This is a genomic window from Staphylococcus nepalensis, assembly GCF_014635045.1.
In the GTDB taxonomy this organism is placed as follows: Bacteria; Bacillota; Bacilli; order Staphylococcales; family Staphylococcaceae; genus Staphylococcus; species Staphylococcus nepalensis.
Window position 1 is genome coordinate 345,353 of sequence record NZ_BMCF01000002.1, and the last position, 25,382, is coordinate 370,734.

Genomic DNA, 25,382 nt, shown 5'->3' on the forward strand with positions numbered 1-25,382 from the left:
TGCCACTATAATTTTATTGTGCATTATGTCGCGCTTGTAATGCACGTTGTCTAGCAGCTTCAACTTCAGTACGATCTCTTTTTAAATGGTGATCTATAATATAACTATCTTCTATTTTATAAAAAGTCACTATATAATTAGGATATCTTTTTAATATGTCTTCTTCCATTTCGTTTGTAATAGGTAATTGAATTGGCGTAAAAGATTGTTCTCTATTAACTGTTTTTATCAAAGTTTGTATTTGCTGTTGATATGCTTGTATATCAAGACCAATGTTTAAAGCTGAATCAAATTTTCGAATCACACTTAATGCCTTTTTAAAAGATTTAACAGCGCCTACAAAATTTTGTCTTCTGTAATGATAACAACCTGTCGCAGTTAAGATTAAACTAACAATTGCGTCCTCTTTACTATAATGCGGGTTTGCTTTCCAAGCATCTTCTAAAATGTCATGACAAAGAAAGTAATGTTGTTGCGTATGAAATTGAAAATAAAAATCTTGTAATGCATTTCTTAACATGAATATCGCTCCAAATTTAAATGTTTATACTAAACATGCTATAATATTTTAGTGAATTCCGCACTTAACTTGCTAATATGAGGTAGATAAAAATGTATGAAGTAAAACTCGATGCCTTTAATGGACCTTTAGATTTATTATTGCATCTTATTCAAAAATTTGAAATTGATATATATGATATTCCTATGAAATCATTAACAGAGCAGTATATGCAATATATACATGCGATGAACCGATTAGAAATTAACGTGGCAAGTGAATATTTAGTTATGGCATCAGAATTACTTATGATTAAAAGTAAAATGCTATTACCTCAATCAGAAGACGTTGAGGATATAGACGATGATCCACGTGAAAATTTAGTTGAACGATTAATAGAATATCAAAATTATAAAGCGTATACAGTTCTTTTAAATGAAAAAAGAGCAGAAAGAGAACAATATTATGCTAAACATCCAACTGATTTAACGCATTTAGAATCAAATGAAACTTGGGATTCAAACCATACGATTGACTTAACTGAATTGATCATCGCCTATCAAAAAGTAAAAAATCGTGTCGAATATCAAACGCCTAAAACAGTCGATATTCGAAAAGATACATTTACAATTCAACAAGCTACTTCTCAAGTTACCAAACGTTTGAAAGATCATGAATCATTTAACTTTTTTAGCTTATTTAATTTTACTGAACCATTAGAAATGGTGGTTACTCATTTCCTTGCAATACTAGAAATGTCAAAATCAGGTATTGTAAATATAGAACAGCAAAAAAGCTTTGAAGATATAAATATTTTAAGAGGAGTTAACTATGGCATTGAACGATAAAGGAGTTCTAGAAGCATTACTTTATACAGCTGGGGATGAAGGACTTGAAGAAAAGCAAATTCTAGAGATATTAGAAATTGATCAAAATACATTGCATACTTTAATCACCGAATATGATGCTTCTGGGCTAGAGATCCAACATTTTGGCAATAATTATGTACTTACAACAAAAAAAGATGCTTCAGAATATATCGAAAAATTAATAGAACAAAAATCAAAATTGAAATTATCACAAGCAGCTATGGAAGCTTTATCTATTATTGCATATAATCAACCCTTATCTCGTAGTGATATCGAAATGATTAGAGGCATTAATTCAGATGGTGCCGTTAAAACTTTGATAGCGCGTGGTTTAATTGAAGCGAAAGATGAACAAGATTCTAGAAGCCAACAGCTATATACAACAGAGTTATTCCTAAATGTATTCGGCATTGAACATTTAGATGATCTACCAACTACAGATGAAGAAGATGAAGAAATTGAAGCTTTCTTTAGTAACTTAGTCAACCAAAAAGGAGATAATAATGAGTAAAGAAATAGAAAGATTACAAAAACGTATTGCAAACAGTGGTTATACTTCAAGACGTAAAGCTGAAACCTTAATCACAGAAGGTAAAGTCAAAGTAAACGGTGAAACAGAAACTGAACTAGGTACAAAGGTAAAGCCTACTGACACGGTGGAAGTAGAAGGCGTTAAATTGGAACAAGAAGATAAATTATATATCCTTTTTTATAAACCAGCGCAAGTGATTACGAGTGTGTCTGATGATAAAGGTAGAAAAGTAGTTACTGATTACTTTAAACAAATCAAAACAAGGATTTATCCAGTTGGTCGTTTAGATTATGATACATCTGGTTTACTATTGCTAACGAACGATGGAGAATTCACAAATTTAATGACGCACCCACGTTACAAAATTAAAAAGAAATACGTCGTTAAATTAAAAGGTTATCTTATGCGTGAAGAAGTTAAAGCGTTAGAACAAGGCATTAAATTAGAAGATGGTAAGACGCAACCTGCCAACGTAAAAATTAAAAATCAAGATAAAGACAAAAATTCAACGCTTGTAGAGATTACAATAACGGAAGGACGTAATAGACAAGTTAGACGTATGTTTGAGCATTTTGGTTACCAAATATCAAAATTACAACGTATAGAATTTGGGCCTTTAGATTTAAAAGGATTGAATGCTGGTGAAGGCAGAGTGCTTACACCGCATGAAGTAAAAGTATTACGTCAATTGGCTGAACATGGTCATTAATTGTGTGAACCTATAGGCAACAACCAGATATTGATAAAAAATTCACAAACTTTTCATTCTTAAGCACTTTTATGCTTCAACCTATGATATAATGTGATTGAAATTGAAAGATAGCAGTGTGGGAGGGTACGAAACCTATGTCAAACGAAATACTTATCGTTGATGATGAAGATAGAATCAGACGATTATTAAAATTGTACTTAGAAAGAGAATCTTTTGAAACACATGAAGCTAGAGATGGACATGAAGCGTATAAAATGGCAATGGAACATGATTATTCATGTATTTTATTAGATTTAATGTTGCCAGAGATGGATGGTATTGCTGTTGCATCTAGGTTAAGAGAACATAAAGAAACACCTATTATTATGTTAACTGCAAAGGGTGAAGAAACAAATCGAGTAGAAGGATTTGAATCCGGTGCAGATGATTATATCGTTAAACCTTTTTCACCTCGCGAGGTTGTATTACGTGTCAAAGCTTTATTAAGACGCACTCAGGTAGCACATACAGAACAAAGCGAACCCCATGCACGAGATTTAATCGAGTTTGAACATCTTGTGATTGATAATGATGCGCATAGAGTACTGGCTGATAATAATCAAGTAAACCTGACACCAAAAGAATATGAACTTTTAATCTTTTTAGCGAAAACACCAAACAAAGTCTTTGATCGTGAACAGCTTTTAAAAGAAGTCTGGCACTATGAGTTCTATGGTGATTTGCGTACAGTTGATACACATGTAAAACGTTTAAGAGAGAAATTAAATCGAGTTTCAGAGAATGCAGCTCAAATGATTCAAACCGTTTGGGGTGTGGGTTATAAATTCGAGGTTAAATCTGATAATGAACCGACTCAATAATGTCGTAGTAAAACTGTGGTTAACTATAATCTTTATAGTAACGACAGTTTTAATTTTATTAAGCGCAGCCCTTATAACGTTTATACAATCTTACTTTACGCAAGAAACAGAGGATTCATTACTCAAAGATGCAAAAAGAATTAGCCATTTGGTTGAAAGTTCAGATGATAAAGCAACAGCTATTAGACACAGTAAATCATTAATCGAAGGTCCAGTAGGTCTGATTATTATGAATAACAAGCACATGGATAGTGCAAATAAAGATGAAACTAAAGAAAAGATGTTCAGAGAAATTAAAGATAATAAAGATTACGAAAAAGTATTCGACAAAGGAGAGCAAATATCAGAACACGTCACGGTTGATATAAAACAACAACAAAAGACATATGTATTAATTGGCTATCCATCTAAAAATCTTGATTCCAGTCAGCATAATAGCAAGTACAGTGGTGTATTTATTTACCAAGATTTAAAAACGATTGAAGATACAAACAATGTCATTACTGTCATTATTTTAATTATTGCTATAATCTTTTTAGCTATAACGACAGTATTTGCATTTTTCTTATCTTCTCGTATCACAAAACCACTTAGAAAATTAAGAACACAAGCACTCAAAGTTTCTAAAGGGGACTATGCACAAGTTGTTCCTGTTAATTCACGAGATGAAATAGGTGAACTTTCACGGGCTTTTAATACGATGAGCTCTGAAATACAACAACATATAGATGCACTATCATCTTCTAAAAATATACGAGATAGTTTAATTAACTCGATGGTCGAAGGCGTACTAGGATTTAATGATAAAAAAGATATTATTATATCTAATAAAATGGCACAAAACATTTTAAAAATATTGGATAAACATGATTTAGAAAAACTAGATCGTCAAAACGAATTAACATTTAAAACAAAACAAACACAATTCGAAGAATACGAGATTAGCACACGTTATTTTGTTATTATTTCAAGTTATATCGAACAAATACAACCAGACGGTAGAAGCGGTATTGTTGCAATTATTCGTGATATGACAAATGAGCATAATATTGACCAGATGAAAAAAGATTTTATTGCTAATGTATCACACGAACTCCGCACACCCATTTCTTTATTGCAAGGTTATACAGAATCAATCGTAGATGGTATTGTAACTGAACCTGAAGAAATACATGAATCATTGTCTATTGTACTGGACGAAACGAAACGTTTAAATCGTTTAGTAAATGAGTTACTCAATGTAGCACGGATGGATGCTGAAGGGTTAACCGTAGAAAAGGTTGTACAACCCATCGATCCGTTATTAAGCAGAATGCAACAAAAATACCAAAAACAAGCAAATGATTTAGGTTTAACTATGAATTTAAATCCCAATACTCAGAATCAATTGTGGTATTTTGATACAGATAGAATTGAACAAGTGCTAACTAACCTTATTGATAATGCTACTAGATATACTGAACCTGGCGATTTAATTTCAATTAGTTATGGCGAATCTGATAATGAAAATATACTTTATATCACTGATACTGGTTCTGGTATAGCACCTGAGCATTTACAGCAGGTATTTGATCGTTTTTATAAAGTTGATACTGCACGTAAACGTGGCAAACAAGGTACTGGCTTAGGGTTATTTATTTGCCGTATGATTATTGATGAACATGGAGGCTCTATAGAAGTAAAAAGTGAACTAGGTGAAGGTACGACTTTCATTATTAAACTACCAAAACCAGTGGATCACGATATTAGTAAATAAATTTGCTAACATATAATTGTAGCAATCTCTCTTAATATTAAATAATTCAGAAATAACGTGTTTAATTTAGAAAGAATGGGCAATAAGTTAAACCTGTATCATTTTATAACCATTCCATATTTGTATTTAAAAGTACATGAATACCTTCATCTAAAGTCGAGGTTAGAAATCAGTTAACATATTCTGTTTTCTAATCTCGTTTTTAATTTTATAAATGCTACTGTTTTAATGAATAAGAGCATGTCTGTTGTTTTTATCTGAGTAATAGGCTATGATATATTTATAAAAATTAAGAAATTCATCTTCGGGGCAGGGTGTGATTCCCAACCGGCAGTAAATAAAGCCTGCGACCTATTTATCTTTTAAAGATAGATGGCTGATCTAGTGCGAATCTAGAGCCGACAGTATAGTCTGGATGGGAGAAGATGGAGGGTTTTTGTTATGCAATTAAATCCTCCTTTTCTATGCAAGGTGAATGGAAGGAGATAATTTAATATGCAACAACAAACCAAAAGACTTATTACAATAAGTATGTTAAGTGCGGTTTCATTTATTTTAATGTTTATCAAATTTCCGATACCATTTTTACCACCGTATTTAACGTTAGATTTCAGCGATATTCCAGCATTGTTAGCTACTTTTAGCTTGGGCCCAATAGCAGGAATTATTGTATTGTTTATAAAAAACTTGCTTAATTTTTTGTTTAATATAGGCGATCCAGTTGGCCCTATTGCCAACTTTTTAGCTGGAGCAAGCTTTATTTTAACAGCTTTTTACGTTATCAAACATAAATCTACAATTAAAACACAAGTGGTTGGCTTTAGTATAGCTACGATTGTCATGACAATCGTCTTAAGTATTTTAAACTATTTTGTTTTATTACCGCTTTACGGAATGATAATGAACCTTTCTAATGTAGTTGAAAACATTAAAATCGTTGTTGTTTCAGGCGTTATTCCTTTTAATATTATTAAAGGAATCATTATTTCGTTAATATTTATACTTTTATTCAAACGTTTAAAGCATATTTTACCTAAATAAATATATATAATAACCATAAGAAAGCTGGATGAAACCCATTTTATAAATAGGAGTTCAAAGTCCAGCTTTTTTTATGATGTGGTCTTATGGATACAATTATAAAACTAAATTGATTATTTAAAAATTAAAAAACCCAGCGTTTTCATTTGTTTAATGACTACACTGAGTTTTATAAGATGTTTTATTTGAATAGATGCTTTATTCAAATTTTAAAGGGTCTCCGTCAAATGATTCTTCTTCAATTTTAATGGAATCTGTTGGGCAACCTTCTAATGCGTCTTCCATATCTTCATATAATTCTTCTGGTACTTCTGCAGTACCTTGGTTGTCATCTAGTATAACGTACGCGATACCTTCGTCATCGTAATCATATATATCAGGGGCAGCGGCACCACAAGCACCACATGCAATGCATGTATCCATATCAACAATTGTATATTTAGCCAATTTCTTCGCCTCCTTTAACAAACATGCTACACTAATAACACAATTAGTATTGTAGTTACTGTTTTAAATTTTTTCAAATGTTTTCGTTTTATAAAATGAGGGAGTAAACATGTATAATATAATTCACTTATCACTTACACAAGCACACAATTACAAAACTGAAAAAAGCATATATAATATTATCACAGGGAAAAAGTCTCATCAAACCTTTTTTGACGCCTGTAGTCAGCAACTCTTATCATTGTATCATAGCTTACCCAACCTAAAGTATCCATCATTTGTGGGAAATGTTCATGATTTCAAAATGAACGAAGATTCGGAACAACGTATACGCGTTCATCCGCGCCATACATACGATAGCTTATTAAATACATTTAAAGCAATTCAACTGCTAGTCCAAACAGTTTCTAATACAGAACATGGGATGTTTCAATTTATCCCTGTTACCCATCACAGTACAATTCAACAACGGGTAAAAGCAGTATATAAGGAAATTAAAAACGCTGACACACAATATAAATTAATTGAAGAGTTAAATGTTTTATTCAAATCGATTATAGAAAAAAATAACACACTTTACATACACTATTACTTGCAAGGTTTTGAAGAAAGCATGTATACACGACAGCAAATCAGTCTAATAGAAAATGTCTCTCAAAAAAGACTGTTTGAATTAGAATTAAATGATTTGGTCATGATGATGTTTGAATTAGAAGAACAAGCAAAGTATCCCATTTTAAACAAATTAATCATACTACCGACACTATTATTTAAGACTGAACAAACGTTTAGCGGAATTAAAAATGGTCTGAGCTTTAATCAATTAGCAAATATGCAAAACGTTAAACCTAATACAATTGAAGACCATATATTAGAGTTATTTATAAAAGGTTATTTATCTAAATACAAAGATTATTTAAATAGTCAACATGACACTTCATTTTTAAGATTTTATATCGGAAATCGTGGTGAGCGGTTAAGAAATTATAAAGAAAAATTTCCAGAACTCAGTTATTTCGAAATTAAATTATTGATTGTTGGATTTGAAAGAGGTGATTTAAATGTTACAACATGAATTACAGAAGTGGTTCGGGTTTGACTCGTTTAAACCTGGACAGCAAGCAATTATCGAACATGTACTCAATGGCAAAGATACTTTAGGCATATTACCTACAGGTAGTGGGAAGAGCCTTTGTTATCAATTGCCAACTTATATTAAGCAAAAACCAACACTTATTATTTCACCCTTAATATCTTTGATGGACGACCAAGTTATGCAATTAAAACTTCATGGTGAACACTATGTTTCGTGTATTCATTCTGGTTTAGATGAAAATGAAAAACAACAAAATATGCAATTATTAAAACATAGTCGTTTTATATTTTTAAGCCCAGAATTTTTGTTGCAACCGCATAATTTCAAACTCATTCAAAACTTGGATTTAGGCTTGATTGTTTTAGATGAAGCACATTGTCTTTCTGAGTGGGGATACGATTTCAGACCTCATTATGCGCTTGTGGGCAAAATTATCGACCATTTTCCTGAAGCCAATGTACTTGCATTAACTGCTACAGCTCCGCCATATTTAACATCTGACTTAAATCAGATGCTAAATAAAAACTTCATTATTGTAAAAACTACAATGAATAGAGAAAACATATCTCTAACCCATAAAAACTTCGAAGACGATCATGCTAAGTTAAAATGGTTGCTACCACTTTTAGAACATTCAGGACCGACTATTATATACGTTTCATCAAAAAAAATGTGTCTCAACTTAGCAAAAGCAATTTATCAGTATGGGTTTTTAACAGGTATTTACCATGGAGATTTAACTTATCAAGAAAGGCACACAGTTCAACACCAATTTATAAACAACGAAATCCCAATTATTGTTGCAACAAGTGCATTTGGGATGGGCATCAACAAAAAAGATATTCGCACTATTATACATTTCCATTTAACTACTAGTCCATCTAATTATATGCAAGAAATTGGACGTGCTGGCAGGGATGGTGCATATAGTCAAGCTATAAGTCTTTTCCAGCCAGATGATAGTTACCTATTAGAAACGTTGCTGTTCGCTGATGTTATTACAGAAGAGGATGTAAACACTTTTGAGTTAGGCATGTTTTTGCCTCCAGAAAAGATAGAAATATTAGAGGTTTTATTTAGCTATTACTCTATTAAACAATTACGGCATATCTTTGCGACTGCGTTTCAAAGGAAAAAACAAGGTTATCATCGTATGCTGGGCTATAAACAGTTAGATCAATGTCGAAGAGCTTATATGGTTGAATTTTTTGGAGAGGAATTATCAGAAAAACCAAACCACTGTTGTGATAATGATTCAGAATTAATTGATATAAATATCGTAAATAGAAAAAAAGTAAAAAGAAAAATGGATTATAATGAAAAATTACAAAATCTTTTCAAATAAAAGATAAATGCTTTACTTCCGTTTTTCAATCAAGCTATAATACTAAATACATACTCATTTTATAGTTGTTTTATATATATAATTTATACATATTTACTACTTTTCAGGGTAAAACTGTATATAATAAATTAAAATACGGAAGGATGATGAATTTGTCTAATAATAATTTTAAAGATGATTTTGAAAAAAATCGTCAATCCATTGATCCAAAAGAACACAAGGATGATGTAGAGAACTCTGTCAATGATTCCGTTGACAATGTAAAAGAGGAAGTTTCTGATAAAAAAGACGAACAATTCCCTCCAAGAAATGCTCAAAGGAGACAGCGTAGAAGAGAAACCGCAACGCATCAAAATGAAGATAATGAAGATAATCAATCTAATATTGATGAAAAAGACAGTACATCTAGTCAAGTTGACGCCGATCAACAGCAAGATAATGATACATCATCAAAATCAAATGAAATGAATAAAAACCAAGACCCTTCGGAAAATAATAATATTAATCAAAATCGCAGTGAAAAAGAAAATACAGCAGCTCAAGACAAGCAAACTAAAGATCAAAGTAGCAAGAAAAAAGGCGCTGCTGCCACTGGTGGTGCTGCCGCTGCTGCAGGTGCTGGCGCATACGCTGCGAAAAAACATAAAGATCAAAATAATAACGATGGAAAACAAAACAATGAAAATGAAGTAAAAGAAAGTAAGAAAGAGCAATCAAATAACGCTGCTGCAGGCGCAGGTGTTACCGCTGCTACAACGAAGAAAGATAATCAATATGATAGTTCTGATAAAAACAATACCTCTGAAGATAATAATCAACATAGTGATAAGAAAAAAGGCGCTGCTGCCGCTGGTGCTGCAGGTGTTGGCGCTGCAGGTGCGAGTGCCGCTCATTCAAATGCTTCTGGTGGTAATGATGGCAATAATGATAACAATAACGATGATAAAAATGATGACGACAATAATGATGAAAATAACAAGAAAAAAGGCGGTTTATTCAAAAAAATATTGCCTATTATTGCTGCAATCCTCATTTTAGCTGCAATTGGAATTTTTGCTGGTATGGCCTTAAATGGTAATAATGACGATAGCAATAGTGATGATAAACAAGTAGCTGATAATAAAGATAAAAATGATGATTCTGATAAAGACAGCAAGAAAGATTCTGATAAAGATTCTGGTAGCGATAAATCTGATAAAGATGATGACCAATCAGCATCAGATAATAGTAATGATAGTTCAAACCAAGCAAATTCTGGTTCAGAAAGTAATGCATCTAACAATCAAGATCAAGCTGCTACTTCTGACCAAAATAATCAAAACAATCAAAGTGACCAATCACAACAAGAGGATCAAGCCACTAATCAAAGTGACGGTTCAAATGGTTCATATGACCAAAATCAGAATGCGAACTCGCAGAACAATCAGCAAGATAACCAGCAAAATGATCAAGCATCAAGCAACAATTCAGGCCAACAAACACATACTGTAAATGGGCAAAACTTATACAGAATAGCAATCCAGTATTATGGAAGTGGCTCAACTGAAAATGTTGAAAAAATTAGAAGAGCAAATGGCTTACAAGGCAACGATATTCATAATGGCCAGCAACTAGTTATTCCAGAATAATGTTTGCTTATGATTTAGCAATAAGAGTAGGAATAGGAAATCAAATCTAATTTTGATTTTTGTCCTACTCTTATTTTTATTGTAATTAAATTTTCAAATTCTATCTCTTGGCTTTTTTTAATGTCCTGGTATAATAAATGGGTGGTAAAAGGAGGACAAAACTATGCAAACAGTAGAAAGTATTATCATAGGAGGCGGTCCTTGTGGTTTAAGTGCCGCTATTGAACAAAAGAAAAAGGGAATCGATACATTAGTAATTGAAAAAGGGAATGTTGTAGATGCTATTTATAATTATCCAACACATCAAACTTTCTTTTCTTCTAGTGATAAATTAAGTATTGGGGACATTCCATTTATTGTCGAAGAAAGCAAACCACATCGTAATCAAGCACTAGTCTATTATAGAGAAGTGGTCAAACATCATCAATTGCGTATCAATGCTTTCGAAGAAGTCCTTACTGTTAAAAAAATCAATAATCGATTTACGCTTACGACTACTAAAGACGTTTATCAATGTAGATTTCTGACGGTAGCTACAGGGTATTACGGTCAACATAATGCGCTTGAAGTAGAAGGTGCAGAGCTACCAAAAGTGATGCATTATTTTAAAGAAGCACATCCTTATTTTGATCAAAATATCGTCATTATCGGTGGTAAAAATTCAGCAGTAGATGCAGCACTTGAATTAGAAAAAGCAGGCGCTCATGTGACGGTAATCTATCGCGGCTCTGACTATCCGAAGGCCATCAAACCTTGGATATTACCAAATTTCGAATCATTAGTAAGACATGAAAAAATTAATATGGCATTTGAATCTGACGTTACGAAAATCACTGAAGAAAGTGTCATTTATGAACAAAATGGTGATTTAATTGAAATTCCTAATGATTACGTTTTTGCTATGATTGGTTATCATCCAGATTACAATTTCTTAGAATCAATCGGTATAAAAATTAATAGCAATGAATATGGAACAGCACCCGTTCACAACAAAGAAACTTATGAAACAAATGTCGAAAATTGTTATATAGCTGGTGTTATTGCTGCAGGAAATGATGCTAACACAATTTTTATTGAAAATGGTAAATATCATGGTGGTATTATCACTCAAAGTATATTAGCTAAAAAACAAACACCACTGGAGTCTTAATTTATTAAAAAAGAGTGAGACAAGTTACATAAACTTTAAAATCGGTTTATTCTAAAGTTTGTAATGTGACAAGTCTTACTCTTTTTTGATTTATCTTATAATGGCGCTTCAAAATATTTTTTTAATTGTTCGTCATTTAAATGATTACTTAAACCGATTAAAAGTTTTAATCTTGCTTTTTGGCCGTTTAAGCCATTTGAGAAAATGACGCCTTTTTCTTCTAACGTTGCTCCGCCCCCTTCATAAGCATATATAGGACCTACAATACCGTTAAACGATCTCGACACAAGTATAATAGGGATATTATTCCGTAAACATTGATTTAAACCTTCTAAGCAAGTGGGAGGCAAGTTGCCTTGACCCAATGCCTCTATAATGATGCCATCAACTCGGTTATCACTATGAAAAGTTAGTACGTCGCTTTTCATACCCATATACGATTTAACAAGTGGTATATTTAGATTTTGGTTTATCTCCGTTAATACTAAATGTTCAAATGGGCGGTGATGAAATTGTACACTTTGTTTAGTGATTACACCTAATGGACCGTGATTCGGGCTCTGGAAAGTATTTGTATTGGAAGTATGGGTTTTGGTAACATTTCTAGCTGTATGGATTTCATCGTTAAAGACAACCATAACACCCATGTTCATTGCTTCATCACTTATAGCTACTCTAATTGCAGACAAAAAATTATAAAGTCCATCTGCGCCAATTTCGTTTGAGGAACGCATTGCACCAGTTATAGCAATTGGCTTAGAAATATTTAGTGTTAAATCTAATAAATAAGCCGTTTCTTCTAAAGTATCCGTACCATGCGTGATAACGTAACCATCATAATAGTTCTCTTTTTCAGATTTTATGATAATTTGTTTTAATTCCTCTACATATTTAATATTCATGTGTGGCGAAGGTACATTAAAAGGTGTTATTTCAGTCACATCAGCATATTTTTTTATAATATTTTGATGATTGGAAATAGGATTATCAGTATTCGTTACGACTTTATTTGATTCATCTTGAGACATGCTAATTGTACCGCCAGTATGTATGACAAGAAGTTTTTTCATGTGTGCATTCCTCCTATTTATAAAATACATATTTATGATAAAATATTATTTATAAAACAACAAGGAAGGGTTACTAAAATGAAACCAATTAATATCGCATTAGATGGACCTGCAGCAGCGGGTAAGAGTACAATAGCTAAGCGTGTTGCAGCTAAATTATCTATGATATACGTAGATACTGGCGCAATGTACCGCGCCATTACATATAAATATTTACAATTAAATAAGACTGAAGATTTTTCAAGTCTTGTTCAATCATCAGTATTATCTTTGACATATGATGAAGAAAAAGGACAAAGGGTAATTCTAGACAACCAAGATGTTACGGATTATTTAAGAGAAAATGATGTAACAAATCATGTTTCTTATGTAGCTTCAAAAGAGCCTGTACGTACATTTGCTGTAGAAAAACAACAAGAATTAGCAGAAAAAAAAGGAATAGTAATGGATGGAAGAGATATAGGCACAGTTGTGTTACCTGAGGCAGAATTAAAAGTATATATGATTGCTTCAGTGGAAGAACGCGCCATTCGTCGTCAAAAAGATAATGAATTAAGAGGTATTCAATCTAATGTTGAACAATTAAAGCAAGAAATTTCTGACCGTGATCAATATGATATGAACCGAGAAATATCTCCGTTAAAAAAAGCAGAGGATGCAATTACTATTGATACTACGGGCATGAGTATTGAAGATGTTACAAATGAAATTTTAAATTTAGTCAGTAAACTTTAACCAATTTATTGCACGTTAACCTTTGATTAAGATTTAGGTCTCTTCTATTAAAATAATGTAAAAAAGTTATAAAATACCAAAAACAGGGTATAACATCATAGAACATTTTTTATTAACGGGTACTGCATATATATCAATGTAAATTGCTATTGAAATTAGAATATTAAATAAAGCAAAATATCAATTTACATCATTTTAACGATTGGAATTAGGATGCCTACTATAAAGTGGAATTTCTTGACAATTCTGTCAAATTATAAGATGTTATAAATATGTAGTGTAATAAGGAGGCAGACAAGATGACTGAAGAATTCAACGAATCAATGATTAACGAAATTAAAGAAGGGGATAAAGTTACTGGCGAAATTCAAGAGATTGAAGAAAAACAAGTCGTTGTACATGTAAATGGCGGCAAATTCAATGGTATTATCCCTATAAGTCAACTTTCAACGCATCATATTGACAACCCAAGTGATGCTGTAAAAGTTGGAGACGAAATCGGTGCTTATGTTACCAAAGTAGAATATGATGAAGAAAATGAAACAGGCGCTTATATTCTATCTAAACGTCAATTAGAAACTGAAAAATCATATGAATTTTTACAAGAAAAATTAGATAATGATGAAATCATTGAAGCTAAAGTCACTGAAGTTGTCAAAGGTGGATTAGTTGTAGATGTTGGTCAAAGAGGATTTGTACCAGCTTCATTAATTTCTACTGATTTTATCGAGGATTTCTCTCATTTTGATGGACAAGTTCTAAAATTAAAAGTTGAAGAATTAGACCCAGCAAATAACCGCGTCATTCTTAGTCGTAAAGCTGTAGAAGCATTAGAAAATGCAGAGAAAAAAGAAGAGCTACTAAACAAATTGGATGAAGGCGATGTAATTGACGGTACCGTAGCACGTTTAACGAATTTTGGCGCATTCATAGATATTGGTGGCGTAGACGGTCTAGTACATGTTTCTGAATTATCACATGAACATGTTAAATCACCTGAAGATGTCGTTTCAATTGGTGATAAGGTGAAAGTTAAAGTTAAATCTGTAGACAAAGATTCTGAACGCATTTCCTTATCCATCAAAGATACGTTACCAAGTCCATTCGAATCACTAAGAGGCGAAATTAACGAAGGTGAAAACATTGAAGGTAAAGTAGTTAGACTTACAAGTTTTGGCGCCTTTGTTGAAATTAAACCTGGCGTGCAAGGATTAGTTCATATTTCAGAAATTAGTCATTCACATATTGGTACGCCTGGAGAAGTATTAGAACCTGGAGAAGTAGTAAGTGTTAAAATACTAAGTATTGATATTGAAAAAGAACGTATTTCACTTTCTATTAAAGCAACATTACCAGATGAAAATGTCGTTGAAAGCGATAGTGAAACGACACAATCTTATTTAGACCATGGTAATGACGACGAAGACAATCCAACATTAGGAGACGTTTTCGGAGATAAACTTAAAGATATTAAGTTTTAATAGATACACTTAAGACCAATTTTAAATCTTGTCCTATTTGAATTAGGGCAAGATTTATTTTTTTAATGTACATAGAAACAACTACGTAATTATTCTATCACTGAATACCAAAATGAATTCATTAATAATTTCTTTTGAAATACTTTCCCCTTATGATAGAATTATAGAGATTAAAAAAGAGAGGAAGTTAGTTATGACTAAACCTATAGTTGCTATTGTAGGAAGACCTAATGTGGGTAAATCTACAATTTTTAACAGAGTCGTAGGTGAACGTGTCTCTATTGTTGAAGATACACCAGGTGTGACTCGCGACAGAATTTATTCATCAGGTGAATGGTTAACGCATGACTTCAATATCATTGATACAGGCGGTATTGAAATTGGAGATGCACCATTCCAAACACAAATAAGAGCGCAAGCTGAAATTGCCATAGATGAAGCTGATGTCATCATTTTTATGGTTAATGTACGAGAAGGATTAACACAAAGTGATGAAATGGTAGCACAAATGCTATACAAATCAAAAAAACCAGTTGTTTTAGCTGTCAATAAGGTCGATAATCCTGAAATGAGAAATGACATATATGATTTTTATTCACTTGGTTTTGGAGACCCATATCCAATCTCTGGTTCGCATGGATTAGGATTAGGGGATTTATTGGATGAAGTAGTTAAACACTTCAAAGAAGAAGAACCAGACCCATACGATGAAGATACCATACGTTTGTCTATTATCGGTCGTCCTAACGTCGGTAAATCAAGCTTAGTTAATGCTATACTAGGTGAAGATCGAGTGATTGTGTCCAATGTGGCAGGTACAACCCGAGATGCCGTCGATACTGAATATAGTTATGATGACCAAGACTATGTACTTATTGATACTGCTGGTATGCGTAAAAAAGGTAAAGTATATGAAAACACTGAAAAATATTCAGTGTTACGTGCACTTAAAGCGATTGAACGCTCTAATATCGTATTAGTAGTTATTGATGCAGAACAAGGTATCATCGAACAGGATAAGCGTGTTGCTGGTTATGCTCATGAAGAAGGTAAGGCTATCGTTATAGTTGTTAACAAATGGGATGCAGTAGATAAAGAAACAAATACAATGAAAAAATTTAAAGATGAAGTTCGTAAAGAATTTCAATTTTTAGATTATGCTCAAATTGCATTTGTTTCAGCTAAAGAAAAGAAACGTTTATCTACGCTATTCCCTTATATCACTGAAGCTAGCGAAAACCATAAAAAACGTGTTCAAAGTTCAACATTAAACGAAGTTATTACAGATGCTATTTCTATGAATCCAACACCAACTGATAAAGGTCGTAGATTAAATGTATTCTATGCTACTCAAGTGGCGATAGAACCGCCTACTTTTGTCGTATTTGTAAATGACATAGAACTAATGCATTTTTCTTATAAACGTTACCTTGAAAATCAAATAAGAGCTGCTTTTGGATTCGAAGGCACACCTGTGCACATTATATCAAGAAGAAGAAACTAATAAATGGAGGGGTTACATGTCTAATATAACTGTATTTGGTACAGGAAGTTTCGGTACGGCGTTAGCAAATGTCTTAGCGGAAAATGGACATCAAGTATTAATGTGGGGAAAAAATAAAAATACTGTTCAAGAAATCAATGAAGAACATTTAAACACAAAATACCTTAAAAATGCACAACTTGAAACATCGATTACAGCAACTCATGATATTAATGCTGCGATAACACATGCAGATGTTTATCTAATGGCTCTACCTACGAAAGCGATGAGAGAAGTGGCTAATGAAATTGATTCACACTTAACCACTCAAAAAATATTTATACATGTAGCAAAAGGAATTGAAAACGATACTTACAAACGTGTATCTGAAATGTTAGAAGACAGCATATCTGAGGAGCATAATGGTGGCATAGGTGTATTATCAGGGCCAAGCCATGCCGAAGAAGTTGTAATCAAACAGCCTACTACAGTCGCTGCTTCTTCTAAATCACCAGAAGTGAGCAAGCTTGCACAAGATTTATTTATGAACGATTATTTAAGAGTATACACAAATGATGACTTAGTAGGGGTTGAACTGGGTGGCGCTTTAAAAAATATTATAGCCGTTGCGAGTGGCGTGATTTCTGGAATGGGCTTTGGAGATAACGCAAAAGCTGCATTAATGACTAGAGGTTTAGCTGAAATTAGTCGCTTAGGTGAAAAATTAGGCGCCGATCCACTTACGTTTTTAGGGCTCGGTGGTATTGGAGATTTAATTGTTACTTGTACTTCTACACACTCTAGAAACTATACACTCGGCTATAAGTTAGGCGAAGGTAAATCTTTAGATAAAGCGTTAGAAGAAATGAATATGGTTGTAGAAGGTGTATATACTACCAAATCTGTTTACAATTTAGCTGAAGCGCACAATATTGAGATGCCAATTACTACTGCTTTATACAAGGTTTTATTTGAAGATCAACCTGTCGATGAAAGTGTAAAAGACTTAATGGGACGTGGCAAAAAGTCAGAATAAAAAAGTACTATTACACTTTTTTGCAAATATATAACATTTTGATATTAAAATCCTATTAATTCAACGTTTTTTGCACATAAATCATTGCAGTTGCAGTAATCCTTGTGTTAAAGTCATAGCATAATGATATTAAGATATCATTATAGACCCTAGGGGAGGTGAATTCATAATGAACAAGACAGATTTAATCAATGCTGTTGCAGAGCAAGCCGACTTAACTAAAAAAGAAGCTGGTTTAGCTGTAGATGCAGTATTCGAATCAATTCAATCATCACTTTCTAAAGGTGAAAAAGTACAATTAATTGGATTCGGTAATTTCGAAGTACGCGAACGTGCTGCTCGTAAAGGTCGTAATCCACAAACTGGTAAAGAAATTGATATTCCTGCAAGTAAAGTTCCAGCATTCAAAGCTGGTAAAGCTTTAAAAGATGCAGTTAAATAATTCTTTACTTAAAAGCGAAGCCCTTTTAAAGGGGCTTTTTCTTTTTTTATAAGCTCTTTTAAATAAATAACTAAAAATTGATTGTTAACTATGCCTCTTAATATGATATCATTCGGTATAATGGTGTTATATTAAGAGCTTTTTAAAAATGATTAAACATAAACTTTTAATATATCGTTTTCTTCAAAAATAATCAGTAAAAAGCTCATGGTTTATTTCACAAATTTTATAATTCACAAAATACATAAAATGTAAATATTTATCACTTTGAAAACCGTCGATTTTAATTTTCCTTATATAATGTTAATATGTATATTGATAATAACGTGAGGTGTGAACATGGAAACGACATTAAGCATTTTTGAAAAACAAATTACCCAGCGCTTGAAAGGTATACATTATCATGACACTATTTATGTAAATAAAATGTTAGCTCAAATTCTTGATACCTATGATATACCTGAAGATGCTAAATTAGCTTGCCTCACTATAGATACTGCGATGCGTCATTTAGATGAGGTTTCTAAAAACCTATCCTCTAAAAAATCCATTTTGATTGGCGATTTGCTAAGCGCTCACTTTTATACATTATTAGCTAAGTTAAATGATCCAATTTATCAAAAGGAAATGAGTAAAGCGATTGTGGAAATCAACGAAATGAAATCATCCATTCATAATGGCGCAATTCCAGAAAAAGATATAGGGCATTACATTTTAAAGATAGAAAACAAATTTCCATTTATTACAATTAATCGATATGTGTCCAATAGCAAAATAGCAAATATCGATCAAAAATTATTAACTAACTTGTTAGAAAATCATCCTTCGTATTTAAAAAATTATTCAAAAGATGAATTAAACACAATTTTAGAAGAAGTTAAATCAGAAATTTATTCAAAAAAGAGGTAATCAAACATGGCAGATAATAAAGCGAAAAAAGAACAAGTCCATAATGTGTTTCAAAATATTTCTGGAAAATATGATCGTCTCAATAATATCATTAGCTTTGAACAGCATAAAACATGGAGAAAACGTGTTATGAAAGAAATGAATGTTAAACCAGGTAGCAAGGCATTAGATGTTTGCTGTGGAACGGCAGATTGGACTATTTCTTTAAGTAAAGCAGTGGGGCATACTGGTGAAGTATTAGGTGTAGATTTTAGTGAAAACATGTTGGAAGTAGGTAAAAATAAAACAAAGGATATGCAAAATATTCAGCTTATTCACGGCGATGCTATGAATTTGCCCTTTGAAGATAATGAATTTGATTATGTCACTATCGGCTTTGGTTTACGTAACGTACCTGATTATTTAGCTACGCTTAAAGAACTCAATCGAGTTCTAAAACCTGGTGGCATGGTTGTTTGTTTAGAAACAAGTCAACCGAGTGCTCCAATATTCAAACAGTGTTACAAATTATATTTTAAATTTGTTATGCCTGTATTTGGAAAAATATTTGCAAAATCAAAAGATGAATACGAATGGTTACAACAATCTACTTTTGATTTTCCAGATAAAGAAAAATTAAAACGCTTATTCTCACAAGCTGGATTTAGTAACATTAAAGTACGTAGCTTCACTGGTGGCGTTGCAGCGATGCACCTAGGCTATAAATAAAAATGAAACAACCAAAGGTGATTACTGTGTCAAAGTTAAATATAAATAATGAAATTAAGATAATTGAAAAACAATTAGAAAAATCATTGATAAGCAAAGACCAAATCCTAGAGAAAGCTTCTTATCATTTATTTTCATCAGGAGGTAAACGTGTAAGACCTGCCTTCGTTATTTTGAGCAGTCAATTTGGTGAGGAAATGAATGAAGACGTGTACCGTGTAGCTGTTGCGCTTGAATTAATACATATGGCGACATTAGTCCATGACGATGTTATTGATAAAAGTGATAAACGCCGAGGTAGTCTAACAATCGCTAAAAAATGGGACCAGGATACAGCAATACTTACTGGAAACTTTTTATTAGCTGTGGGTTTAGAACATATTTCGAACATTGAAGATAACCGTGTACATAAAGTAATATCTAGTGCAATTGTTGAAGTATGTATGGGTGAGTTATACCAGTTTCAAGATCAATTTAACGCGAAGCAAACGATCACTAATTATTTAAGAAGAATCAATCGCAAAACGGCATTGCTAATCCAATTATCTACAGAAGTAGGCGCTATCGCTTCTCACGCTGATCACAAAACCATTCGAAACTTAAAAATGATCGGTCATTACATCGGGATGAGTTTTCAAATTGTGGATGATATTTTAGATTTTACTAGTACAGAAAAGAAATTAGGAAAACCAGTAGGTAGTGATTTAATGAATGGTCATTTAACGCTTCCAGTATTACTAGAAATGCGTAATAATCCAGATTTCAAACTAAAAATTGAACAACTTAGTCCTGAAAGCGAACAATCATTATTCGATGAATGTATTCAAACAATCAAAAACTCAGATGTCATTAAGCAATCACAAGCGATAAGTGATCGATATTTAGAAAAAGCACTTTATCTCATTGATCAGTTAGAAAAAGATGATGCGAAACCATTATTTAAAAAAATAATCAAAAAAGTAGGGAAAAGAAACGGGTAATTATGTGAAAACCATTGAAAGCGCTTTAATTAACTGTTAATATATTAATGTGCTATAAAACATAATAATGTTTTGTTTTATATTTTTGTACAAAGTATTTAATTTTATCTTTGTACATTATACATAATTAACAGGGGGATAAACACACAATGGAAAGAACATTTCTAATGATTAAACCGGATGCGGTTCAACGCAATATGATAGGAGAAATTGTTTCTCGTATAGAACGTAAAGGGCTTAAACTAGTAGGCGCTAAATTAATGACAGTACCTAAATCACTTGCTGAAGCACATTACGCTGAACATACAGATAAACCATTCTACGGTAATTTAATCGACTTTATTACTTCTGCGCCTGTGTTTGCGATGGTAGTAGAAGGTGAAGATGCTGTCCATGTCGCTCGTCATATCATTGGCGCAACAAATCCATCAGAAGCAACACCAGGTACTATTAGAGGGGACCTTGGTTTAACTGTCGGAAGAAACATTATCCATGGTTCAGATTCAGTAGACTCAGCAAATAAAGAAATCAATCTTTGGTTTAATTCTGAAGAGTTAAGTGAATTTACAGAATCACGCGAAATGTGGTTGTACGAATAATCGTTTACAAGATAACTCAAATAATGTAGTTAATATGAAAATAAATAAAGTACATAAGTGTAATTTTAAGCGCAAACATATTAAACATTTGAAAATCTACTTTTACTTTCCATTACATTAAAAGTAAATAGGAAAGAGAACAGCTGACTGTATAGATTAAATTACAGTCAGTTTTTTTATTTTAAGTATCATACTATTGGAATAGCAATATTGCTTTCTAAAATAACAATTGAAATCCATGCTCAAGTCATTTAATATCATAAGTTATTACTGAAAAAATATTCAAATGTTATCATTGTACGTAGGTATATCATATAAACATTAACAATTTTGAAATTTTTCTGTTAATTTGAACTATTGAATATGATAAGATAAAGGACATATAATCATTTAAAGTACTAAAGAACGGAGTGGGTAAATAATGAGATATTTAACTTCAGGAGAATCGCACGGTCCACAATTAACGGTAATTATTGAAGGTGTGCCATCAAATTTAGAAATCAATGTATCAGATATTAATGAAGAAATGTTTAAACGTCAAGGCGGATACGGTAGAGGGCGTCGTATGCAAATTGAGAAAGATAGTGTTGAAATTGTATCAGGCGTACGTAATGGGATTACACTTGGTAGTCCAATTACGCTTATTGTTACAAATGATGATTTTAAACATTGGAGAAAAATTATGGGGGCAGACCCAATAAGTGATGAAGACCAAGAAAACATGAAACGCGTCATTACCAAACCACGACCAGGTCATGCAGATTTAATTGGCGGTATGAAATATAACCACAGAGATTTAAGAAATGTATTAGAACGCTCTTCTGCTAGAGAAACAGCAGCACGCGTAGCTGTAGGTGCAGTTTCTAAGATTTTACTTAAACAACTTGATATTCATTTTTATAGTAGAGTCATGGAAATTGGCGGTATTAAAGATGATTTAGAATATGACCTTGAAACAATTAAATCTAATGTTGATAAAAATGATGTCCGTGTAATTAACGATGAAATCGCACAACAAATGAGAGATAAAATAGATGATGCGAAAAAAGCAGGTGACACTATAGGTGGAGTTGTCCAAACAGTTATTGAAGGTGTACCTGTAGGCGTTGGTAGCTATGTGCATTATGATCGCAAATTAGATGGTAGAATAGCTCAAGGTGTAGTGAGCATCAATGCATTTAAGGGTGTGAGCTTTGGTGAAGGCTTTAAAGCAGCAGAAAAACCTGGAAGTGAAGTACAAGATGAAATACTTTACGATACAACAAACGGCTACTATAGAGGGTCAAATCATTTAGGTGGGTTTGAAGGTGGCATGTCTAACGGTATGCCTATCGTCGTTAATGGTGTGATGAAACCTATCCCAACATTATATAAACCGCTTAATTCAGTAGATATAAATACAAAAGAATCTTTCAAAGCCTCTGTTGAACGTTCTGACAGCTGTGCTGTACCTGCTGCAAGTGTTGTAGTAGAAAATGTAGTTGCTTTCGAACTTGCAAAAGCGTTGCTAGAAGAATTCCAGTGCAATCATATCGACCAATTAAAAACACAAATTGAAGAACGTCGTTTATTAAATATTGAATACTAAGATTAATTTAAAAATTTTAAGATTAACTAGGTGATATCTATGAAACTACAAACCACTTATGAATCAAATAATTACCCTATAATTATAAAACATAATGCTTTAGATCATTTACATCAATACATTAAGCAATATAAGGATATTGTGCTTATCGTCGATGGTACAATTGATAAAGAATGGAATGAAACTTTAAATTTCATCACGTCTGAATACGATGCACACAAACTTGTTATACCATCTGGAGAATCTACTAAGTCTCTAGATTTTTATGGACAGTCAATAGAGACCTTGCTCAGTAACAAGTTAACTCGAAATACTTGCATTATTGCAGTGGGCGGAGGCGCTACTGGAGATTTTAGTGGTTTCTTAGCTGCTACATTGTTAAGAGGCGTCGACTTTATCCAAGTACCTACAACGATATTGGCGCATGATTCTAGTGTAGGAGGAAAAGTAGGCATTAATTCAAAACATGGCAAAAATTTAATAGGCGCTTTTTATAGACCTAAAGCAGTTATCTATGATTTGAATTTTCTTTCAACATTACCTTATACAGAAGTACTCAGTGGTTATGCTGAAGTATATAAACATGCTTTGTTGAACAATGATAATGATGTAAATGAGATTGAAACTCATTTTACAAATAAAAAAACATTAGCTTCTTTAAATGAAATTGAATATTATATTTATAAAGGTATCGAGACAAAATTGAATCTTATTGTCCAAGATGAAAAAGAATCGCATGTACGTAAATTTCTAAATTTAGGTCATACGTTTGGTCATGCAGTAGAGTATACATTTAAAATTCCACATGGCCATGCTGTGATGATAGGCATTATTTTTCAATTTATTGTAGCGAATAAAGTTTTAAACCAAAATTTTGATATAGCCCATTATATTAATTATTTAAAATCTTTAGACTACCCTTTAAATATTATAGAATCATTTGAATTCGACCCGCTTTATGAGCTTATGTTAAAAGATAAGAAAAATGATCAGTTAGGTGTGCAAATGGTCTTATTAGATGGCATTGGTCATCCTGTGGTTAAGCACGTAGGTAAATCAACTTTGTTAGAGAGTTTTAAAGATTTACAAACATATTTTAAAAAGTAGGTGGCATATTTGGTTAATAGTAAAACAGTTGATATAAAAGGGCCTCTTGTTGGAGATATAGAAGTCCCGGGGGATAAATCTATGACGCATAGAGCAATTATATTGAGCTCACTAGCATCAGGAAAGTCAACGATATATAAACCACTATTAGGCGAAGATTGTATTCGTACTGTAGAAATTTTTCGTTTGCTTGGCGTCGAAATAGAGGTCTTAGAAGATAAGATTGAAGTTAATTCCCCTGGATACAAATACTTCCAAACACCACACCAAGTACTTTATACCGGTAACTCTGGTACTACGACACGTTTAGTTGCTGGTTTATTATGTGGGCTCGGCATCGAAACGGTACTCTCCGGAGATGCTTCTATTGGGAAAAGACCTATGGATAGAATTATGAAACCTTTAGGCTTAATGAATGCTAATATTACAGGCATAAATGATAACTTCACGCCATTAATCATTAAACCCGCACGTATTAAAGGGATAACATACCAAATGGAGGTTGTCAGTGCGCAAGTAAAAAGTGCCATATTATTTGCGAGTTTATTTGCAAATGAGAAAACAATGGTTTCTGAAATAGGCATTACACGTAATCATACAGAAACGATGTTCGAACATTATCAAATTCCAATCAAAACAGACGGGCAGACAATAACATTGCCTGAAAATAGCATTGAACACATTAAAGCAGCAGATTTCCACGTACCTGGTGATATTTCATCAGCAGCTTATTTTATCGTCGCGGGCTTGATAACACCTGACAGTGATATTACAATTCACAATGTTGGCATAAACCCAACTCGTTCAGGTATTATTGATATCGTGACACAAATGGGTGGAAATATAACACTATTCAATCAAAATGATAATCCAGAACCAACCGCTTCTATCAGGGTACAATATACACCAGATATGAAACCATTACATATCAAAGGTGATTTGGTACCAAGATCGATTGATGAATTGCCAGTCATCGCTTTACTTTGTACTCAAGCTAGTGGTACAAGTATTATAAAAGAAGCAGAAGAATTGAAAGTTAAAGAAACAAATCGAATTGACACAACAGCAAACATGTTGAATTTATTAGGCTTTATGTTACAACCTACAAGTGACGGCATAATTATTCATCCATCTGAATTTGAACAAACAGCTACAGTAGATAGTTTTACCGACCATCGTATTGGCATGATGCTTGCTGTCGCTTCATTATTGACTGATGATTCATTAACAATTGATCAATTTGATGCTGTCAATGTTTCCTTCCCAGGTTTCTTACCTAAATTTAAACAATTAGAAAAAGAGGGATAAA

Annotated in this window: 25 protein-coding genes and 1 riboswitch; of the genes, 22 read left to right on the forward strand and 3 right to left on the reverse strand. The window is 32.6% G+C overall.

Features of this window, described 5'->3' with window-relative positions:
* Positions 1 to 13: 13 nt before the first annotated feature.
* Positions 14 to 520 carry a DUF309 domain-containing protein gene (locus IEU88_RS04765; protein ID WP_103373138.1) on the reverse strand — a complete coding sequence of 169 codons (507 nt, stop codon included), beginning with the start codon at positions 518 to 520 and terminating at the stop codon, positions 14 to 16.
* A 92-nt stretch (positions 521 to 612) separates the two neighbouring features.
* Between IEU88_RS04765 and IEU88_RS04770 the strand changes: the two genes are divergently transcribed.
* From IEU88_RS04770 to IEU88_RS04795, 6 genes are all read left to right on the forward strand, one after another.
* Positions 613 to 1,347: a segregation and condensation protein A gene (locus IEU88_RS04770; protein ID WP_096809616.1), complete on the forward strand. Its 735-nt coding sequence runs from the start codon at positions 613 to 615 to the stop codon at positions 1,345 to 1,347.
* Positions 1,331 to 1,879 carry an SMC-Scp complex subunit ScpB gene (scpB, locus tag IEU88_RS04775; protein ID WP_096809618.1) on the forward strand — a complete coding sequence of 183 codons (549 nt, stop codon included), beginning with the start codon at positions 1,331 to 1,333 and terminating at the stop codon, positions 1,877 to 1,879. The genes IEU88_RS04770 and scpB overlap by 17 nt, the downstream gene beginning before the upstream one ends.
* The gene (locus IEU88_RS04780; RefSeq protein WP_096809620.1) at positions 1,872 to 2,609 is read left to right on the forward strand and encodes a pseudouridine synthase; all 738 of its coding nucleotides are present in this window, start codon (positions 1,872 to 1,874) and stop codon (positions 2,607 to 2,609) included. Before scpB ends, IEU88_RS04780 begins: the two co-directional genes overlap by 8 nt.
* Before the next feature lie 137 nt (positions 2,610 to 2,746).
* Positions 2,747 to 3,472, forward strand: coding sequence for a response regulator transcription factor (locus IEU88_RS04785; protein ID WP_096809622.1), 726 nt, complete (start codon positions 2,747 to 2,749; stop codon positions 3,470 to 3,472).
* The gene (locus IEU88_RS04790) at positions 3,456 to 5,228 is read left to right on the forward strand and encodes an ATP-binding protein (RefSeq protein WP_103373137.1); all 1,773 of its coding nucleotides are present in this window, start codon (positions 3,456 to 3,458) and stop codon (positions 5,226 to 5,228) included. Before IEU88_RS04785 ends, IEU88_RS04790 begins: the two co-directional genes overlap by 17 nt.
* A 296-nt stretch (positions 5,229 to 5,524) precedes the next feature.
* A riboswitch (FMN riboswitch) is annotated at positions 5,525 to 5,659 on the forward strand.
* Positions 5,660 to 5,723: 64 nt separating this feature from the next.
* A complete protein-coding gene (locus IEU88_RS04795) occupies positions 5,724 to 6,269 on the forward strand; it encodes an ECF transporter S component (protein ID WP_096809626.1) in 546 nt (181 codons plus the stop codon).
* 198 nt (positions 6,270 to 6,467) lie between these two features.
* Here IEU88_RS04795 and IEU88_RS04800 read toward each other — a convergent pair whose 3' ends face one another.
* Entirely contained in the window at positions 6,468 to 6,716 is a 249-nt protein-coding gene (locus tag IEU88_RS04800; RefSeq protein WP_019468351.1) for a ferredoxin, read from the reverse strand.
* Between the two features lie 109 nt (positions 6,717 to 6,825).
* On the opposite strand from IEU88_RS04800, the gene IEU88_RS04805 reads away from it, so the two are divergent.
* From IEU88_RS04805 to ypdA, 4 genes are all read left to right on the forward strand, one after another.
* Complete coding sequence (locus IEU88_RS04805; protein ID WP_103373531.1) at positions 6,826 to 7,791, forward strand: helix-turn-helix domain-containing protein; 966 nt, start codon at positions 6,826 to 6,828, stop codon at positions 7,789 to 7,791.
* Positions 7,778 to 9,157, forward strand: a complete 1,380-nt coding sequence (locus IEU88_RS04810; protein ID WP_096809629.1) for a RecQ family ATP-dependent DNA helicase — start codon at positions 7,778 to 7,780, stop codon at positions 9,155 to 9,157. Before IEU88_RS04805 ends, IEU88_RS04810 begins: the two co-directional genes overlap by 14 nt.
* A gap of 146 nt (positions 9,158 to 9,303) precedes the next feature.
* Positions 9,304 to 10,785 carry an elastin-binding protein EbpS gene (gene ebpS, locus IEU88_RS04815; protein ID WP_103373238.1) on the forward strand — a complete coding sequence of 494 codons (1,482 nt, stop codon included), beginning with the start codon at positions 9,304 to 9,306 and terminating at the stop codon, positions 10,783 to 10,785.
* Between the two features lie 163 nt (positions 10,786 to 10,948).
* Complete coding sequence (gene ypdA / locus IEU88_RS04820) at positions 10,949 to 11,935, forward strand: bacillithiol disulfide reductase YpdA (protein WP_096809633.1); 987 nt, start codon at positions 10,949 to 10,951, stop codon at positions 11,933 to 11,935.
* Between the two features lie 95 nt (positions 11,936 to 12,030).
* Here the strand turns inward: ypdA and IEU88_RS04825 are convergent, their stop codons facing one another.
* Positions 12,031 to 13,005: an asparaginase gene (locus IEU88_RS04825; protein ID WP_096809635.1), complete on the reverse strand. Its 975-nt coding sequence runs from the start codon at positions 13,003 to 13,005 to the stop codon at positions 12,031 to 12,033.
* 78 nt (positions 13,006 to 13,083) lie between these two features.
* On the opposite strand from IEU88_RS04825, the gene cmk reads away from it, so the two are divergent.
* The 12 genes from cmk (at position 13,084) to aroA (ending at position 25,381) form a co-directional block, all read left to right on the forward strand.
* On the forward strand, positions 13,084 to 13,740 hold the full coding sequence (gene cmk, locus IEU88_RS04830; RefSeq protein ID WP_103373237.1) for a (d)CMP kinase: 657 nt from the start codon (positions 13,084 to 13,086) through the stop codon (positions 13,738 to 13,740).
* Between the two features lie 299 nt (positions 13,741 to 14,039).
* Positions 14,040 to 15,221 (forward strand): 30S ribosomal protein S1, encoded by a 1,182-nt coding sequence (gene rpsA / locus IEU88_RS04835; RefSeq protein ID WP_103373236.1) that lies wholly within the window; start codon positions 14,040 to 14,042, stop codon positions 15,219 to 15,221.
* Positions 15,222 to 15,414: 193 nt separating this feature from the next.
* On the forward strand, positions 15,415 to 16,725 hold the full coding sequence (gene der / locus IEU88_RS04840) for a ribosome biogenesis GTPase Der (protein WP_096809641.1): 1,311 nt from the start codon (positions 15,415 to 15,417) through the stop codon (positions 16,723 to 16,725).
* Between the two features lie 16 nt (positions 16,726 to 16,741).
* Positions 16,742 to 17,740 (forward strand): NAD(P)H-dependent glycerol-3-phosphate dehydrogenase, encoded by a 999-nt coding sequence (locus IEU88_RS04845; protein WP_096809643.1) that lies wholly within the window; start codon positions 16,742 to 16,744, stop codon positions 17,738 to 17,740.
* Between the two features lie 169 nt (positions 17,741 to 17,909).
* Positions 17,910 to 18,182 (forward strand): non-specific DNA-binding protein Hbs, encoded by a 273-nt coding sequence (hbs, locus tag IEU88_RS04850; protein WP_002483248.1) that lies wholly within the window; start codon positions 17,910 to 17,912, stop codon positions 18,180 to 18,182.
* 339 nt (positions 18,183 to 18,521) lie between these two features.
* The gene (locus IEU88_RS04855; protein ID WP_096809645.1) at positions 18,522 to 19,091 is read left to right on the forward strand and encodes a heptaprenyl pyrophosphate synthase subunit A; all 570 of its coding nucleotides are present in this window, start codon (positions 18,522 to 18,524) and stop codon (positions 19,089 to 19,091) included.
* A gap of 6 nt (positions 19,092 to 19,097) precedes the next feature.
* A complete protein-coding gene (locus tag IEU88_RS04860) occupies positions 19,098 to 19,799 on the forward strand; it encodes a demethylmenaquinone methyltransferase (protein WP_103373243.1) in 702 nt (233 codons plus the stop codon).
* A gap of 26 nt (positions 19,800 to 19,825) precedes the next feature.
* Positions 19,826 to 20,779 (forward strand): polyprenyl synthetase family protein, encoded by a 954-nt coding sequence (locus IEU88_RS04865; protein WP_170006899.1) that lies wholly within the window; start codon positions 19,826 to 19,828, stop codon positions 20,777 to 20,779.
* Between the two features lie 149 nt (positions 20,780 to 20,928).
* On the forward strand, positions 20,929 to 21,378 hold the full coding sequence (ndk, locus tag IEU88_RS04870; protein ID WP_096809651.1) for a nucleoside-diphosphate kinase: 450 nt from the start codon (positions 20,929 to 20,931) through the stop codon (positions 21,376 to 21,378).
* 421 nt (positions 21,379 to 21,799) lie between these two features.
* Positions 21,800 to 22,966 carry a chorismate synthase gene (gene aroC, locus IEU88_RS04875; protein ID WP_096809653.1) on the forward strand — a complete coding sequence of 389 codons (1,167 nt, stop codon included), beginning with the start codon at positions 21,800 to 21,802 and terminating at the stop codon, positions 22,964 to 22,966.
* 39 nt (positions 22,967 to 23,005) lie between these two features.
* Positions 23,006 to 24,073, forward strand: coding sequence for a 3-dehydroquinate synthase (aroB, locus tag IEU88_RS04880; RefSeq protein ID WP_096809655.1), 1,068 nt, complete (start codon positions 23,006 to 23,008; stop codon positions 24,071 to 24,073).
* 9 nt (positions 24,074 to 24,082) lie between these two features.
* The gene (gene aroA, locus IEU88_RS04885; protein WP_096809657.1) at positions 24,083 to 25,381 is read left to right on the forward strand and encodes a 3-phosphoshikimate 1-carboxyvinyltransferase; all 1,299 of its coding nucleotides are present in this window, start codon (positions 24,083 to 24,085) and stop codon (positions 25,379 to 25,381) included.
* The last annotated feature ends 1 nt before the right edge of the window (position 25,382 follow it).